This is a genomic window from Priestia sp. YIM B13552 (assembly GCF_042787775.1).
In the GTDB taxonomy this organism is placed as follows: domain Bacteria; phylum Bacillota; class Bacilli; order Bacillales; family Bacillaceae_H; genus Priestia; species Priestia megaterium_E.
Genome location: NZ_JBHZOU010000018.1, coordinates 1 through 15724, shown reverse-complemented (window position 1 = coordinate 15724; position 15724 = coordinate 1). Strand labels below are relative to the sequence as shown.

General features: G+C 37.6%; 16 protein-coding genes, 1 tRNA gene, 1 other RNA gene and 1 other annotated feature. Of the genes, 13 read left to right on the top strand and 5 right to left on the bottom strand.

The window, feature by feature from the left end:
* Positions 1-101 precede the first annotated feature (101 nt).
* Positions 102-1067 carry a YaaC family protein gene (locus ACFX40_RS27435; RefSeq protein ID WP_028410381.1) on the bottom strand — a complete coding sequence of 322 codons (966 nt, stop codon included), beginning with the start codon at positions 1065-1067 and terminating at the stop codon, positions 102-104.
* Between the two features lie 116 nt (positions 1068-1183).
* Between ACFX40_RS27435 and guaB the strand changes: the two genes are divergently transcribed.
* The 6 genes from guaB (at position 1184) to ACFX40_RS27405 (ending at position 7647) form a co-directional block, all read left to right on the top strand.
* Positions 1184-2650, top strand: a complete 1467-nt coding sequence (gene guaB, locus ACFX40_RS27430) for an IMP dehydrogenase (protein WP_377257347.1) — start codon at positions 1184-1186, stop codon at positions 2648-2650.
* Positions 2651-2800: 150 nt separating this feature from the next.
* Positions 2801-4156 carry a serine hydrolase gene (locus ACFX40_RS27425; protein WP_028410382.1) on the top strand — a complete coding sequence of 452 codons (1356 nt, stop codon included), beginning with the start codon at positions 2801-2803 and terminating at the stop codon, positions 4154-4156.
* A 190-nt stretch (positions 4157-4346) separates the two neighbouring features.
* Positions 4347-5234, top strand: coding sequence for a pyridoxal 5'-phosphate synthase lyase subunit PdxS (pdxS, locus tag ACFX40_RS27420; RefSeq protein WP_013054829.1), 888 nt, complete (start codon positions 4347-4349; stop codon positions 5232-5234).
* Between the two features lie 21 nt (positions 5235-5255).
* Positions 5256-5843 (top strand): pyridoxal 5'-phosphate synthase glutaminase subunit PdxT, encoded by a 588-nt coding sequence (pdxT, locus tag ACFX40_RS27415; protein WP_013081320.1) that lies wholly within the window; start codon positions 5256-5258, stop codon positions 5841-5843.
* Between the two features lie 57 nt (positions 5844-5900).
* Positions 5901-6113, top strand: a binding site (T-box leader).
* Positions 6114-6165: 52 nt separating this feature from the next.
* Positions 6166-7443, top strand: coding sequence for a serine--tRNA ligase (serS, locus tag ACFX40_RS27410; protein WP_028410384.1), 1278 nt, complete (start codon positions 6166-6168; stop codon positions 7441-7443).
* Positions 7444-7554: 111 nt separating this feature from the next.
* Positions 7555-7647 (top strand) — tRNA-Ser (locus tag ACFX40_RS27405).
* Between the two features lie 120 nt (positions 7648-7767).
* Here ACFX40_RS27405 and ACFX40_RS27400 read toward each other — a convergent pair.
* The 4 genes from ACFX40_RS27400 to ACFX40_RS27385 all read right to left on the bottom strand — a co-directional run bounded on the left by ACFX40_RS27400 (position 7768) and on the right by ACFX40_RS27385 (position 11127).
* Positions 7768-8448, bottom strand: coding sequence for a deoxynucleoside kinase (locus ACFX40_RS27400; RefSeq protein ID WP_028410385.1), 681 nt, complete (start codon positions 8446-8448; stop codon positions 7768-7770).
* Positions 8448-9083: a deoxynucleoside kinase gene (locus ACFX40_RS27395; RefSeq protein ID WP_028410386.1), complete on the bottom strand. Its 636-nt coding sequence runs from the start codon at positions 9081-9083 to the stop codon at positions 8448-8450. The genes ACFX40_RS27400 and ACFX40_RS27395 overlap by 1 nt, the downstream gene beginning before the upstream one ends.
* Positions 9084-9226: 143 nt before the next feature.
* Entirely contained in the window at positions 9227-10528 is a 1302-nt protein-coding gene (locus ACFX40_RS27390; protein WP_098334887.1) for a glycoside hydrolase family 18 protein, read from the bottom strand.
* A gap of 56 nt (positions 10529-10584) precedes the next feature.
* On the bottom strand, positions 10585-11127 hold the full coding sequence (locus ACFX40_RS27385; RefSeq protein WP_028410388.1) for a cysteine hydrolase family protein: 543 nt from the start codon (positions 11125-11127) through the stop codon (positions 10585-10587).
* Positions 11128-11206: 79 nt separating this feature from the next.
* On the opposite strand from ACFX40_RS27385, the gene tadA reads away from it, so the two are divergent.
* The 7 genes from tadA to ACFX40_RS27350 all read left to right on the top strand — a co-directional run bounded on the left by tadA (position 11207) and on the right by ACFX40_RS27350 (position 15439).
* Entirely contained in the window at positions 11207-11677 is a 471-nt protein-coding gene (tadA, locus tag ACFX40_RS27380) for a tRNA adenosine(34) deaminase TadA (protein ID WP_116516941.1), read from the top strand.
* 102 nt (positions 11678-11779) lie between these two features.
* An RNA gene (ffs, locus tag ACFX40_RS27375) (signal recognition particle sRNA large type) lies at positions 11780-12044 on the top strand.
* A gap of 130 nt (positions 12045-12174) precedes the next feature.
* Positions 12175-13863 (top strand): DNA polymerase III subunit gamma/tau, encoded by a 1689-nt coding sequence (dnaX, locus tag ACFX40_RS27370; RefSeq protein WP_377257343.1) that lies wholly within the window; start codon positions 12175-12177, stop codon positions 13861-13863.
* Between the two features lie 19 nt (positions 13864-13882).
* Complete coding sequence (locus ACFX40_RS27365; RefSeq protein ID WP_013081327.1) at positions 13883-14203, top strand: YbaB/EbfC family nucleoid-associated protein; 321 nt, start codon at positions 13883-13885, stop codon at positions 14201-14203.
* A gap of 15 nt (positions 14204-14218) precedes the next feature.
* A complete protein-coding gene (gene recR, locus ACFX40_RS27360) occupies positions 14219-14815 on the top strand; it encodes a recombination mediator RecR (protein ID WP_013054839.1) in 597 nt (198 codons plus the stop codon).
* Between the two features lie 14 nt (positions 14816-14829).
* The gene (locus ACFX40_RS27355) at positions 14830-15054 is read left to right on the top strand and encodes a YaaL family protein (RefSeq protein ID WP_013054840.1); all 225 of its coding nucleotides are present in this window, start codon (positions 14830-14832) and stop codon (positions 15052-15054) included.
* Between the two features lie 115 nt (positions 15055-15169).
* Entirely contained in the window at positions 15170-15439 is a 270-nt protein-coding gene (locus tag ACFX40_RS27350) for a pro-sigmaK processing inhibitor BofA family protein (RefSeq protein ID WP_028410391.1), read from the top strand.
* Positions 15440-15724 lie beyond the last annotated feature (285 nt).

Genomic DNA, 15724 nt, shown 5'->3' with positions numbered 1-15724 from the left:
GAACACGGAAGTTAAGCTCTTTAGCGCCAATGGTAGTTGGGACTTTGTCCCTGTGAGAGTAGGACGTTGCCAGGCACTTGAAAAAAGACTAGCTATTTTAGCTAGTCTTTTTTTGTATGTTCATTTAAGTAACAAGAAATTAAGTAAGGAATCTTTTGAGCCGTAACCTCCAGGAATCTCAAGATAAATGGGTAATCTTTCGAAGAGTATGTATGCAATAATTCATACCACCACTCCGTTTCATAACGTGAAATCATACTTAAATTATAAAGTAATAAGTAATGTGCCAACATCTCAGGGAAATATAAGCAGCTATCTTTTTCCAAGGGCGCATGCAGCGTGTTATCTTGGAAATTGTACATAAAAGGTGAACAATTATACAAACGGCTTGAAGGGTCAAGAATACGTACCTGATCTTCTGACAGAGACAATGATAGACGGGAACGCTCTTTTAAAAAAGAGTAGAGCCTTTCGTGATTCATATGATAACACCGTGTAACTTGTTCAGGAATAGACAAAGAAGTAGCTGGAAGCAATCCAATAGTTGTTAAATGGGAAAATGACCTAGTACCCAAATTTAAAAATAATGTATCTAATTCTGGTACGCACGACAACAGGTAATTCATTGTATATTTACTACCTTCTAGTTGTTTCACATGAAACAATTCTTCTCCTACTTGTGAAAACAAACCGCTTTTTTGGATCTTAACTTCATCATCTAAAAAATCATAACTTTGTTTTTTTCTTTTTCGTGTTGATACTCCATGTGCTAACACCGCCGTATTCTCTGGATATACGGGATTTTGTGTTAACAAACAGGCTTTTAACAGCTGTGACATTCCATAAAATAATAAAACTGGTTGAACTGATACAGGAGATTGTGCCGCAACTTGATAATAATTTTTACTGTGTTCCAAATAATAAATAAAGGGGTAACTGTTTTTAAAGCTATGTTGCTCTGCATCGCTATAATTCAATTTTTGATAGCGCTTTTTTAAAAAGTCTTGTACAAAAGGAACGGAGAAAAATAAATTGTAGGACGTCCAAACATCATTAAATTTATGCAACTAAATCACCTTTTCTTTTTATTAGAATTATCTGATATCTAGTGAAGTTATTGACAGGTACATATCTGCTTGTTAATCTACTAATAATATTCTGTCGTTTAAAGGAGGATTCTATAATGTGGGAAAGCAAATTTTCTAAAGAAGGCTTAACATTTGATGACGTTTTACTGGTGCCAGCAAAATCTGAGGTATTACCTAAAGACGTTGATATGAGTGTTGAACTAACAAAAACATTAAAATTAAAGGTGCCGTTCATCAGTGCAGGAATGGATACAGTTACAGAAGCTGAAATGGCTATTGCGATGGCTAGACAAGGTGGTTTAGGTATCATTCACAAAAACATGTCGATTGAACAGCAAGCAGAACAAGTTGATAAAGTAAAACGTTCTGAAAGTGGTGTTATCACGGATCCTTTCTTTTTAACTCCTGAAAACCAAGTATTTGCTGCTGAACATTTAATGGGCAAATATCGTATCTCAGGTGTGCCGATTGTCAACAACGAAGAAGAACAAAAACTAGTTGGAATCCTTACAAACCGCGACTTGCGTTTTATCCAAGATTATTCAATGCAAATTGCTGATGTAATGACAAAAGAAGAATTGGTTACTGCTTCAGTAGGAACGACTTTAGAAGAAGCAGAGAAAATTCTACAGCAATACAAAATTGAAAAGTTACCTCTTGTAGATGACAATGGCGTATTAAAAGGCCTTATCACAATTAAAGACATTGAAAAAGTAATTGAGTTTCCAAATGCAGCTAAAGATCAACAAGGTCGATTATTAGTTGGAGCAGCTGTTGGCGTAACAGCTGATTCAAACGTTCGTATCGAAAAATTAGTACAAGCTGGCGTTGATGTTATCGTTATTGATACAGCGCATGGACATTCACAAGGCGTTTTAGATACGGTAAGCAGCATTCGCGAGGCATATCCAGAGTTAAATATTATTGCTGGTAACGTAGCAACTGCTGAAGGTACAAAAGCATTAATTGAAGCAGGAGCAAACGTAGTAAAAGTAGGAATTGGACCTGGTTCAATTTGTACAACTCGTGTTGTAGCTGGTGTAGGCGTTCCACAAATTACAGCAGTATATGATTGTGCAACTGAAGCTCGTAAGCACGGTGTAGCTATTATCGCAGATGGCGGTATTAAATACTCTGGAGATATTGTAAAAGCACTTGCAGCTGGTGGACATACAGTAATGCTAGGAAGCCTTCTAGCAGGAACGACAGAAAGTCCTGGAGAAACAGAAATCTACCAAGGTAGACGCTTTAAAGTGTACCGTGGAATGGGTTCTGTAGGAGCTATGGAAAAAGGAAGTAAAGATCGATACTTCCAAGAAGATAATAAAAAATTAGTTCCAGAAGGTATCGAAGGACGTTTGCCTTACAAAGGACCTGTAGCAGATACTTTATATCAAATGATCGGCGGTTTACGCGCAGGAATGGGTTACTGTGGTTCAGCTAACTTAGAAGCGTTACGTGAACAGGCACAATTCATTCGTATGACTGGAGCAGGTTTAAGAGAAAGCCACCCACATGATGTACAAATCACAAAAGAATCTCCTAACTATTCTATGAGATAATCATGAATGTTTAAAAAACACGTTTCCCTATTAGGGAAACGTGTTTTTTATGTCATGGATCATGAATGTAACAGTACTTCTTTATCTATTTTTTTAAATTTTAGTATGATAAAATTACATTTATGTGAGTTTACGTTTGGAGGGTATAGAGTGAGAAACGCAGTACAGAAACAATTAATTTGTGTCATTGCTGTTATGTTAATGGCCAGCGTATTTTTTGTCTCTACACAAGCATCAGCTGCTCCTAAAACAGATGATATTGGCGTTGAAGCAGATGCAGCGATCTTAGTAGAGGCAAGTACGGGGAAAGTATTATACGGGAAAAATACGGATGCTTTATTAGGTATTGCAAGCATGACAAAAATGATGACAGAATACCTAGTATTAGAATCCATAAAAGATAAGAAATTATCTTGGGATCAACGTGTGCCAGTTAGTAAATATGCAGCTAAAATTTCTCAAGATTATGGATTATCGAATGTACCGTTAATTGAAAACCAAAAATACACGGTGAAAGAATTATATGATGCCATGGCTATTTACTCAGCTAATGGAGCTGCAATCGCTTTAGCTGAAGCTGTCAGTGGTTCTGAAGAAAACTTTATTAAGTTAATGAACGAAACGGCAAAAAGATTAAATATGGGTGAATCAAAATTTGTCAATTCCACAGGTCTTTCTAATTCTCTGTTAAAAGGAATGTATCCAAAAGGAACGAAGGAAGAAGATGAGAACCTTCTATCGGCTCGGGCAGTTGCTACCCTTGCTTATCACTTAATTCATGATTATCCAGAATCTTTGGAAGTAGCTAAAACTCCTTCTAAGATGTTTAGACAAGGGCAACAAGGCGAAACAAAAATGAACAATTGGAACAAGATGCTCCCAGGTTTTTCAGCTGCCTACAGCGGCGTAGACGGTTTAAAAACTGGCCATACAGATTTTGCAGGTCAATGTTTCACTGGGACTGCAGAGCGTAACGGGGTAAGATACATAACAGTTGTAATGAATGCTAAGGAAAACGGCAAGTCTACGGAAGCTGCTCGTTTTTCCCAAACAAAAAAGATATTGGATTATGCTTTTAGTCATTTTCAGTTAAAAGAAGTAGTGCCTGCTAACGGCGAGATTAAAGGGCATGAAACAATTAATGTTGCTAAAGGAAAATCAAAAGAAGCTTCCGTTTCTCCAAAGAATTCGGTAAAGATTATTACCGAAAAAGGTCAAAAAGATCATACTAAAATCAACTTTAAGTTAAACGATAAAGTTATGAACGATCAAAAAGTTGTTGCTCCTATTAAAAAAGGAGAAACAGTTGCTTATGTCAGTGCAACAAACAGCAATCTTAAAGATTTAGGCTATGTAGGAGGTCAAACTACAGATAGCATGACGCCGGTTGTGACAAACGAATCTGTTGAAAAAGCTGGATGGTTCTCTCTCGCTATCCGCAGTATTGGCAACTTCTTCAGCGATATTTGGATGAATGCTGCAAATACAGTGAATAACTGGTTTTAATGATAACTGAACAGAAAGAAGAGATACTACAAGAGAGTATCTCTTCTTTTTATTTTTAGATTTGTTTGTATATAATCTATAAATTAGATAGGAATTTTCCGAAAAATGCGGTAAAATAGACACTAAGTTTTGAATTTTGTATATACACTAAAAATTATTGTGAAACACTTGATACAGGAGGAAGACAAACATGAATAACATTACAGGTACTGATCGTGTAAAACGAGGAATGGCGGAAATGCAAAAAGGTGGCGTTATCATGGACGTTATCAATGCAGAGCAAGCAAAAATTGCAGAAGCAGCAGGCGCTGTTGCTGTTATGGCATTAGAGCGTGTTCCAGCTGATATCCGTGCAGCAGGCGGCGTGTCTCGTATGGCAGACCCAACAATTGTTGAAGAAGTGATGAATGCTGTGTCCATTCCAGTTATGGCAAAAGCTCGTATTGGCCATATTGTTGAAGCACGCGTGCTAGAAGCGATGGGTGTAGACTACATCGATGAAAGTGAAGTGTTGACTCCAGCTGATGAGGAGTTTCATTTAAATAAAAATACATTTACGGTTCCATTTGTGTGCGGTTGCCGTGATCTTGGCGAAGCATCTCGTCGTATTGCTGAAGGAGCTGCAATGCTTCGTACAAAGGGAGAACCAGGGACAGGAAACATTGTGGAAGCAGTGCGTCATATGCGTCAAGTAAATGCTCAAGTACGTAAAGTTGTGGGCATGGACGAAGATGAGTTAATGACAGAAGCTAAACTATTAGGTGCACCTTATGAGTTATTACTGCAAATTAAACGTGAAGGTCGTTTACCGGTTGTAAACTTTGCAGCAGGCGGCGTAGCAACACCAGCAGACGCAGCGTTAATGATGCAGCTTGGAGCAGACGGTGTGTTCGTTGGATCAGGAATCTTTAAATCAGACAACCCTGAAAAATTTGCGCGAGCAATCGTGGAAGCAACAACACATTATCAAGACTATGAACTGATTGCAAACTTATCAAAAGGGTTAGGAAGTGCAATGAAAGGGATTGAAATTTCATCATTATTACCAGAAAACCGCATGCAAGAGCGTGGATGGTAATTTAAAGGGAGTTTTGACAAAATGGTAAAAGTAGGCGTGTTAGGATTACAAGGTGCCTTTCGCGAGCATGCACAAGCATTAGAAGCAGCAGGCGCTGAAGCCATTATCATAAAAAAAGTTGAACAGCTAAACGAAATAGATGGTTTAATCCTACCGGGCGGCGAAAGCACAGCGATGCGTCGTCTGATTGACAAATATGACTTTATGGAACCTCTTCGCCAGTTTGCACAAGCAGGTAAACCGGTATTTGGTACGTGTGCGGGTTTAATTTTACTCGCAGGACAAGTCGTTGACCGTGAAGAGCCCCATTTAGGTGTTATGGATATTACGGTAGCTCGAAACTCGTTTGGGCGTCAACGGGATAGCTTTGAAGCTGCCCTAAATATTAAAGATATCGGTGAAGATTTTATAGGCGTATTTATCCGTGCTCCGCATATTGTAGAAGTAGGAGAAAACGTTGAAGTCTTAGCCATGCATAACGACCGAATCGTTGCGGCAAGACAAGGTCAATTCTTGGGATGTTCGTTTCATCCAGAATTAACAGATGATGCTCGCATGGCGCAGTATTTTGTAGCAATGGTTGAAGAAGCTTCAAAAAAACCTGTATAAATGAATTGCATCTTGTACAGACTTGTAGTACATTATGATTAATAAAAATGATATTGGTATAAAGCGTTGATAGGAAATAGTAATAAGATTTTTGATTTCAAGAGAGTCGATGGCTGGTGTGAATCGATAATCAATTCTTATGAATCCGTCCTGGAGCAAGCTGTCGAAAAAGTAGTAGGCAGTTTCGGTTCATCCGTTATCTGGTTTAAGAGGAAGGCTTATTTTAGCTTTCAATTAGGGTGGCAACGCGGGTAAACTCTCGTCCCTTTCATGGGGATGAGAGTTTTTATTTTGCCCTTTTATACTAAAGGAGGTACTAAGTATGTTAGATTTAAAATTTTTACGTGCTAATTTTAATGAAGTAAAAGAAAAGCTCAAGTTTCGTGGTGAGGACTTAACGGACTTAGGTCGCTTTGAAGAGTTAGATGCAAAACGCCGTGAGCTAATTGCTCAAACAGAAGAGTTAAAAAGCAAGCGAAATGAAGTATCACAGCAAATTGCACAATTGAAGCGTGAAAAACAAGATGCTGATCATTTAATCGTTGAAATGCGTGAAGTAGGAGACCGCGTAAAGCAATTGGATGAAGAGCTTCGCAGCGTTGAAGAAGAATTAGAACTATTGCTACTTTCAATTCCTAACGTTCCACATGAAAGTACGCCTGTAGGTGAAACTGAAGATGATAACGTAGAAGTTCGCAAATGGGGAGAAATTAAACAATTTGATTTTGAACCAAAACCGCATTGGGATTTAGGAACAGATTTAAATATTTTAGATTTTGAAAGAGCTTCGAAAGTAACGGGAAGCCGCTTTGTATTTTATAAAGGGTTAGGTGCAAGATTAGAACGCGCTCTTATTAACTTTATGATGGATTTACATATGGATGAGCATGGTTATGAAGAAATCCTTCCTCCATATATGGTAAATCGTACAAGCATGATGGGAACAGGGCAGCTTCCTAAATTTGAAGAAGATGCATTCAAGATTAAAGAAGAAGATTATTTCTTAATTCCTACAGCTGAAGTACCAGTTACAAATTTGCATCGTGATGAAATTTTAAGTGGAGATCAGCTTCCAATTGCTTATACAGCGTATAGTGCTTGCTTCCGATCAGAAGCAGGCTCTGCAGGAAGAGATACACGTGGTCTTATTCGTCAGCATCAGTTTAATAAAGTAGAACTGGTTCGCTTTGTTAAGCCAGAGGATTCTTATGATGAATTAGAAAAATTAACGGGCCATGCTGAAAAGGTTCTTCAACTATTAGGTTTACCTTACCGAGTTCTAAGCATGTGTACAGCTGACCTAGGTTTCACAGCAGCCAAAAAGTATGATATTGAAGTTTGGATTCCAAGTTATGAAACGTATCGTGAAATTTCTTCTTGTTCAAACTTTGAAAGCTTCCAAGCTCGCCGTGCTAATATTCGCTTCCGACGTGATACAAAAGCAAAACCAGAGCATGTTCATACACTAAACGGTTCTGGCTTAGCAATTGGTCGTACGGTAGCTGCAATTTTAGAAAACTACCAGCAGGAAGATGGATCAATTCAAATTCCAGAAGTGCTGCGTCCATATATGGGAAATAAAGAATTTATCTCTAAATAAAAGTAAAAGATGTTCATTAAGAATTAATTCTTAATGAACATCTTTTTAAAAAAAATCAATAAAAGAGTTGACTTCATTATTTATATATGATAAATTAATACTTGTCGATACGGAGGAATACCCAAGTCCGGCTGAAGGGATCGGTCTTGAAAACCGACAGGGGTGTTAAAGCCCGCGGGGGTTCGAATCCCTCTTCCTCCGCCATATTTGACTTATAATGCAATTAACATAGCGCGATAAATTGGAGATTGGAAAACCGTTACTTATAAGTAACGGTTTTTTATTTGTTAAAAATGCCGCTTTATCTATTAAAGCGGCATTTTTTTATAGATGACGGCGTTTTAGCTTTTCATTATGTTGTAAAAAGCGAGCCACTTTTTCAACAATTGATTCAATTGAATCAGGATTCTTGATAAGGTCGTATTCTCTAATATCTAAACGAAGAATAGGGCAAGCCGTAAAGTTATTAATCCAGTCTTCGTATCGGGCGTGCATCTCTTTCCAATAATCAAGAGGCGTTTGCTGTTCCATTGGTCGCCCTCTTTCTTGAATCCGATCTACAATATCTTCGAAGCTGCCTTCCAAATAAATGAGCAGATCCGGATGAGGAAAATATGGAGTCATAACCATTGCATCGAACAAGCTTGTATATGTTTCATAGTCTACTTTAGACATCGTTCCTTTTTCAAAATGCATCTTAGCAAAGATACCGGTATCTTCGTAAATGGATCTGTCTTGGATGAAGCCGCCGCCATACTCGAAAATTTTCTTTTGTTCTTTAAAGCGTTCCGCTAGAAAGTATACCTGTAGGTGGAAGCTCCAACGTTCAAAATCTCCATAAAATTTGTCCAGGTAAGGGTTGGAATCTACTTTTTCAAACGATGTGCGAAATTGGAGAGCATCAGCCAATGATTGAGTCATTGTAGATTTCCCAACTCCAACTGTGCCCGCTATCGTCAACACAGCATCATTAGGAATGTTGTATTTCGATCGTAAGTTTACCATTACATACTCCTTTTTAACATACTCTCTTGAACCTCTGATAAGATTCTATTTAAGTGTTGTTTATTTTGTACAAAATCTATTTCATCACCGTCATAACGTAAAATGGTTACATCAGGGTTATTTTGTTCAAACGCCGTCATAGCCTTTTCATAATCATCACTTAGCCTCGCAAGGTAGTGAGGATCGATGTTTCGTTCAATTTCTCTTCCGCGCATTTTAATACGCTTTAACAAGGTATCTAAACTGGCATTTAAATAAATAATAATGTTCGGAGCTGGCATATCAGCCGTTAAGATGTGGAAGATTTGTACATATTTTTTATACTGTTCATCTTTTAACGTTTGCTCAGCAAAAATCATGTTTTTCATAATATGATAATCTGCTACAACAGGTTTTTTATAAGATAAGAACCCTTTTTGAATATCCTCCAATTGCTTATATCGATTACATAGAAAAAACATTTCGGTTTGAAAACTCCACTCGTTGATATTTTCATAAAATTTCCCGAGAAATGGATTTTCATCTACGATTTCTTTTAAAATTTCGAATTGAAATGCTTGTGCAATCTCTTTAGCTAGAGAGGTTTTTCCGACACCGATGGGTCCTTCTACTGAAATAAAAGGTGTGCCTTGCATTCATTTGCCTCCTTCATGACCACTCGTTCAAAAAAAACAGACAAAAAATATTTTAACATAGAGAAGGAGAATAAGGGGAAAAGAAATTTCTTTCAGTAAGAAGAATAACAAAAAGCCTACTGTTCACAGTAAGCTTTCCCTATTTATGGCTGTGTCACTCTTTTTGTAATTTTGAAGTTGTCTTCAATCAAGAGCCAGTTTTGCGGGAAGTCCAGGCCTAGTTTCCAGTAGGCCATTCCTCTAAGTTTTAATTCTTTGATTAAATTAAACTTGGCCTGAATAGACCTAGCGTCTTCAAACCATACTTCGTGGGTGCGCTGCTGTTCATCTTTATACCGGAAGAAAGGAGCTTGTGCTTTATCGTCGTATTGAATCGCTACTTTATAGCGAGCTGCCAACTCAATAGCTCGTTGAGGACTAATGGCTTTGGCATATTCTCCTCCTGGTTTGTAAGGAAGTGTCCAATCGTAACCGTATAGGTTTTGACCCATGATAATTTTTGAACTAGGTATTTCAGATACTGCATATTCTAAAACATCACGTACGGGACCAATAGGAGAGACGGCCATAGGAGGCCCACCGCTATATCCCCATTCATATGTCATCGGAACAACGAAGTTAGCAATCTCTCCAATGGCTTTATAATCATGTGCTTCATACCATTTGCCTTTTTGATCTCGACTTGTTTTCGGAGCTAAAGCCACAGACATAAGAAGTTGCTCATCTTGAAGCCGCTTTTTTGCTTTCTGTAAAAATGCAATATAGGCTTCTTTATCTGCCGGACGCAAAAATTCGAAGTCAAAATGAATGTCTCTGAAATTTTGTTCTTTCGCTGTTTTTACAATATTATTTAGGAGCGTATCTTGAGCGTCTTTATTATTTAAAATTGCTCGGCCGACTTCGTCACTGAATGCACCGTTTTCAATATTAGCCAATACCATTAAGAAAATGACGTCATTTTCTTTAGCAATAGAACCTAAATTGTTAAGTGGAGGTGCCTTTAGAGAACCGTCTTTTTGCACTTCGAAGTTCGCTGGCCCGAGATAAGTAAGGTATTTTGCATTTTGATTAATCATTTTCTCTGTTTGAGGAGTGATTTTTCGATTGCTTGTTTCAACATACCCTAAAAACTCACCGTTTCTTTTGTTTGGAGAAGGGGGAATTAAGATGCGGCGGCCAGGTGTTAAGGGTGCTGTAACTGAAACATTGTTCGCATTGGCAATAGCCTGATAGCTAACGCCTAATTTTCTTCCTATCTTCCATATAGTGTCCCCAGCTTTTACTGTGTAGTAAGTACCGTTGATTGGAATAACCATAGATTGCCCGATGACGAGTTGACTTGGATTAGGTAATTCATTTGCTCTTATAATTTTCCCTGCGTCAATGCGGAACTGTTTTGCAATACTATATATACTGTCACCTGCTTTAACAGTGTAAATTTGCATAATAAAAAGCCTCCATTTCATATGACTTACTTCCATCATATGAGAAGGCTTTTTACTTAATTCATCAACTCGGTATGTTTGCAAATACGAGCATTTAATACATTATGCATCATTCTCAAAGCAAAGGTATTGTCTTCATCTGCGTTTGAAGCAATACAATCTTCAGGCACAATTAAGTTATACTCACGCATATAAGCATCGTTGGCTGAAAAAAGCACGCATATATTTCCCGCAATTCCTGTTAAAATAAGTGTATGCACATCGAGCTGTGATAGCAAAATATTTAAAGCTGTCCCATAGAAGATAGAATGCTTTGGTTTAATTAAGAAGTAATCAGCGTTTTGTGGTGAAATATGATGTAGAATAGGTGAGCTTACCTCATTTGTACAGTGTGTTAAAATGGTTTCTAAGTTTGCTTGCCATAGCTTATAGTGGTCATTCACATAGATAATAGGGATATGTTGAGACGATGCGTACTGTTTTAACTGGGCAATGTTTTGAGCAATGGTTAAAGATTTTTCAGCAAGTATTTTGCCGTTTTTAAATTGAAAATCGTTTAGCATATCAATAATAATTAAAGCAGTTTTAGCATTCTTCACACAAGGTCTCTCCTTTTCCTGATGTACATAGTAAATAGTTTGACTCAGAAAAAATATAATATGTAAGGTTGGATAAAAAGTGTTAAATGATGAAAAGTATATGAGGTTGGCAATTGATGAAGCATTAAAAGCCAAAGATAAATTAGAGGTTCCCATTGGAGCAGTTATTGTTCAAGGTGATGAGGTGGTTGCTTCAGCTTATAACTTACGAGAAACAGAACAGCGATCAGTTGCTCATGCGGAACTTTTAGCAATTGATGAAGCATGTAAGAAACTAGGAACATGGAGATTGGAAGACGCTACGTTATATGTCACCTTAGAACCATGTCCGATGTGTGCAGGTGCTATTGTATTATCAAGAGTAAAAAGAGTTGTGTTTGGAGCTTATGATCCTAAAGGTGGCTGCGCAGGAACATTGTTAAACTTATTAGAGTTTGAAAAGTTTAATCATCAAGCAGAAGTAGTAGGCGGTATGCTAGAAGAAGAATGCGGGAGCCTCTTAACTACCTTTTTTCGTGAGTTGCGTCAACGAAAAAAGGCTGGAAAATAGCGCTGAACAAGTAAGTTTTCTATAGCAGTTGCATTTTTGAATGAAAAGACGTATACTTGTAAATGCATCAACTTGATGCCCAAACTATTGGTTTCAACTTTGCCGTGCTAAGCGGGGAGGTAGCGGTGCCCTGTACTCGCAATCCGCTCTAGCGAGGCCGAATTCCTTCTTGAGGTTAGCTCATCTTAGGGCCTGCCTTAAGTAAGTGGTGTTGACGTTTGGGTCCTATGCAATGGGAATCTGTGAACCCTGTCAGGTCCGGAAGGAAGCAGCAGTAAGCAGAACCTCTCATGTGCCATGGGGTCGCCTGAACCGAGCTAACTGCTTAAGTAACGCCTGGGGTGGCTAATCGACGGAAGGTGCACGGCAGTTATATACATAAGTTTAGTCTACTCTGTTGGAGTAGGCTTTTTATTTTATCTCTCACTATTTTGAAAAAAAACCTCATAATACGCTATAATGATAACTAATGAATTATATTAAAAGGAGAGGATGTAGTGGCATATCAGGCTCTGTACCGTGTATACCGTCCTCAAAGCTTTAACGACGTAGTCGGTCAACAACATATTATCAAAACACTTCAAAATGCCCTTGTCCAAGAGAAATTTTCGCATGCGTATTTATTTTCTGGGCCTCGAGGGACAGGAAAGACAACAGCTGCTAAAATTTTAGCGAAAGCCGTTAACTGTGAAAAAGCACCCATTGCTGAACCCTGTAATGAATGTGCAACTTGTCGGGGAATTACTGATGGTTCCATTTCTGATGTAATTGAAATTGATGCAGCTTCTAATAATGGAGTCGATGAAATTCGAGATATCCGTGATAAAGTAAAATATGCACCTAGTGCTGTTCGATACAAAGTGTACATTATTGATGAAGTTCATATGCTTTCAATTGGAGCTTTTAACGCTTTGTTAAAAACGTTAGAAGAACCTCCTGCACATGTTATCTTTATTTTAGCTACAACAGAGCCGCATAAAATTCCATTAACGATTATCTCTAGATGTCAGCGCTTTGATTTCAAACGCATTTCGCCAGAAGATATCGTATATCGAATGAAGGAAGTATTAGGTTCTGAAGAGCTAGAAGTAAGCGAGGATGCTCTTTACGAAATTGCGAAAGCTTCAGAAGGCGGCATGCGTGATGCACTTAGTCTTTTAGACCAAGCTATCTCGTATAGTACGGAGAAGGTGAGCTTAGAGGATGTTCTATCCATAACAGGAGCAGTATCACAGGCTTTTATTGTGAAGATCGTCCAAGCTATCTTTAACGAAAACATTGTAGAAGCGCTAGACTCTGTTGAAAGTTTGATCAAAAACGGAAAAGATCCAGCGAGGTTTGTAGAGGACCTCATCTTCTATTATCGTGATGTTCTGCTTTATCAAGCTTCTGAAGAAAATGCATATTTACTTGAAAAAGCAGCGGTTAACGAAGAGTTTAAAGAACTGAGTTCGAAAATGGATAGTGCTTTTATTTATAAAGTCATTGCTGAATTGAACCAAACTCAGCAAGAGATGAAATGGAGCAATCATCCTCGAGTGCTACTTGAAGTAGCTTTAGTAAAATTAGCTCAAAGTTCTACAAATCAAGAGAGTGCTCTTCCATATCAAGACATTTTACAAAAAATGAATCAAATGGAAGCAGAACTACAGCAGTTAAAAGAAAAAGGCATTCAAGTTGATCATACAGCTCAGGCAGCGCAAACAGAGAAAAAACAGACAAGACAGTCAAGAAGTCAGTATAAAACGCCTGTTGGGAAGGTAAATGAAGTTTTAAAAAATGCCACTCGGCAGAATTTAGAAACGATTAAGCGATCCTGGGCGCAGGTGTTAGACACATTGAAACAACAAAATAAAGCTTCACATGCAGCGTTGTTATCTAACAGTGAACCGGTTGCGTCTTCAGATCAATCATTTATACTTAAATTCAAATATGAAATTCATTGCAAAATGGCTTCTGAAAATAACAACAATGTACGTGATAATTTAGAGAATATCTTATATACTTTAATTGGCAGCAAGCGTGAAATGGTTGCAATTCCAGAAAGTGAATGGGATAAAGTAAGAGAAGAGTTTCTTCAAGGACAGCAAAGCGATGGGTCATCAGGTCAAACACAGGAGGAAGACCCTGTGGTTGCGGAAGCGAAAAAGCTATTTGGAGAAGACTTAATCGAAATTCAAGAGTAAATTTAGGAGGAATGTTCATATGATGAAAGGCATGGGCAATATGCAAAAAATGATGAAACAAATGCAAAAAATGCAAAAAGATATGCAAAAAGCGCAGGAAGAGTTAGCTGAAAAAACTGTTGAAGGTACAGCTGGCGGCGGAATGGTAACAGTTGTAGTTAACGGTCAGAAACAAGTAATTGATGTAAATATTAAAGAGGATGTAGTAGATCCTGAAGATATTGAAATGCTACAAGATTTAGTACTAGCAGCAACAAATGACGCATTAAAACAAATGGACGATTTAACAAATAACACAATGGGTCAATTTACAAAAGGTTTAAATATTCCAGGACTTTAATAAGGTGGTTGCCACGTGCATTATCCAGAACCAATATCCAAGCTTATAGATAGTTTTATGAAGTTACCCGGCATTGGTCCAAAAACAGCTGTTCGCTTAGCGTTCTTTGTTTTATCTATGAAAGAAGATACAGTATTAGATTTTGCAAAAGCATTAGTCAATGCGAAGCGAAATTTAACCTATTGTTCAGTTTGCGGACATATCACAGATCAAGATCCTTGTTACATTTGTCAAGATCAGCGCAGAGAGCGAAATGTGGTATGTGTCGTGCAAGACCCTAAGGATGTCATTGCAATGGAGAAAATGAAAGAATATAACGGCTTGTATCATGTCCTGCATGGCGCAATTTCACCTATGGAAGGAATAGGGCCTGAAGATATCAAAGTACCAGAGTTATTAAAAAGACTTCAAGATGATGAGATTCAAGAAGTGATTTTAGCCACTAACCCGAATATAGAGGGCGAAGCTACGGCTATGTATATCTCTAGGCTCTTAAAGCCGACAGGAATTAAAATTACTAGAATTGCTCATGGGTTACCCGTTGGAGGAGACCTTGAGTATGCAGATGAAGTAACATTATCTAAAGCCCTAGAAGGTAGAAGAGAAGTATAACGAGGTACTCGCATATGTTTTTTAAAAGAAAAGGTTGGTTACGCAAAGAGTATGATGATGAATTTGTGAAGACTTTTATGCAAGTAAAGCAGGAATGGAGTCACAAAACTTCAATGGTAGAAAGAAGTGTAGATCCTTCAGAAGAGGTAATGGTAGATATTCGATTAGCCAAAATGAAGTATCTTTTTCTATTAAAAGAAGCCAAGCATCGAAATATTTCAATTAACAGGATGTCATAGAGGCATCCTGTTTTGTTGTCTTTATAAAATAAGGATTTCTCTCCGTGAATAGTGCTTTTTTTGAATGCTTGGACATACATATAAGGTAACTTATCTGCTTTAAGAAGGAGGCAACATGCTAAATCATCCCATTGTAGTTGTGTCTTTTTTAACAGGACTAATCATTCTACTCTTAGTAACAGGTGGTGTTGAAAAAATGCTTCGAGTCATTGGAAATTTATCGATTAAGCTGATTATTGGCGTTCTGCTGCTTTTCTTTATTAACATCTTTGGGGTACAGTTCGGTATTCATATCCCTATTAACTTCCCCACAGCCATTGTTTCAGCTATTTTAGGTATTCCAGGAATAGCTGCCTTACTTGTTATTAATAATTTCATATTATAATTTGGAGGAATATCCAAAATAAAAGTTTTCTGGAATCTTTTCGAGAAAACTTTTATTTTTTTTGAAAAAGTTGTTGACCAACAAGTTAACAGATGTTATATTTATATACGTCGCTAAGACAACAACAAAAAAATAACTCAAAAATAACTTGATGAAAAAAGTTGTTGACAAGTTATTATCAAGGTGGTAAGATAAGAAAGTCGCCTTGAGACAAGAGTTCTTTGAAAACTGAACGAAATAGTAAACGTCAACGTTAATTTTTATTTTTTAAATGAGCAAGTCAAA